We start from the raw sequence: 1,022 nt of genomic DNA on the forward strand, positions 1-1,022 counted from the left end.
GGACACGGTGCTGTCGCTGATGGCGTACCTGCACCGCACCTCGCGGCCGGCGATGCGCACCATGGGCTTCGATTCGCGCGGGCTGGACCGCCGTTTCGTGGTGCTGGCGCAGCAGCCCGAGGCATTGCCGGAATGCCCCCAGCTCAAGCTGCTGCGCATGGAAGGGTCGGTGTATTTCGGCGCCGCCGCGCACGTGGCGCAGCGCCTGCAGGAACTGCGCGAGGGCGCGGCGGCGCCGCGTCATTTGCTGGTGATGGCCAAGAGCATGAATTTCATCGACCTGGCCGGCGCCCAGGTCTGGGAGGACGAACTGGTGGCGCGCCGCGCCATGGGCGGCGACCTCTATTTCCACCGGCCGCGCCCCGAGGTGCTGGCGATGTGGCGCCGCACCGGCTTCCTGGAGCGGCTGGGCGCGGACCACGTGTTCCCCGACAAGGCGACCGCGCTGCACACGATTTACGCCCGGCTCGACCGGGGCATCTGCGCCGGCTGCCAGGCCAGGGTGTTCTGGGAATGCCAGCCGGAGAGCCCGCAGGCCGGCCACTGAGCCGGTCTCAGCCCGGGGCGTCGGTGCCCAGGTAGGCGGCCTGGACGCGCGCGTCGGCCGCGATCCGGTCCGGCGGACCTTCGGCCAGCAGGCTGCCGCGCACCAGCACGGCGATGCGGTCGGCATGCTTGAACACCACGTCCAGGCTGTGCTCGGTGAACAGCACCGCCATGCGCTGCGTATCGGCCAGCTCGCGCGTCAGGCGCATGAGCGCATGGCGTTCGTTGGTGGCCATGCCGGCGGTGGGTTCGTCCATCAGCAGCAGCTTAGGCCGGTGCGCCAGCGCCATGGCCAGCTCGACCCGCTTGACGTCGCCGTAGGCCAGCGCGCCGCAGTGCGCGCCGGCCTGGTCGGCCATCCGCACCTGTTGCAGCAGCGCCATGGCTTCGTCGGGGCGGTGCGAGGCGGCGCGGCGCCAGGGGCGCAGCAGCAGGCGGTCGCGCGACAGCAGGGCGGTCTGCACGTTTTCCAGCAC

The 1,022-nt window shown here is 71.8% G+C and carries 2 protein-coding genes; one reads left to right on the top strand and one right to left on the bottom strand.

Translation table 11 applies throughout. The features are described 5' to 3' along the window. Positions 1-547: STAS domain-containing protein (locus BI327_RS40770; RefSeq protein ID WP_143271809.1), on the top strand; the 547-nt coding region annotated here is incomplete at its 5' end. A 7-nt stretch (positions 548-554) separates the two neighbouring features. Here BI327_RS40770 and BI327_RS40775 read toward each other — a convergent pair. Further along, positions 555-1,022 (bottom strand): ABC transporter ATP-binding protein C-terminal domain-containing protein (locus BI327_RS40775; RefSeq protein WP_143271810.1); only part of this gene is annotated, 468 nt, incomplete at its 5' end.

The organism is Bradyrhizobium mercantei, from assembly GCF_001982635.1.
In the GTDB taxonomy this organism is placed as follows: Bacteria; Pseudomonadota; Alphaproteobacteria; order Rhizobiales; family Xanthobacteraceae; genus Bradyrhizobium; species Bradyrhizobium mercantei.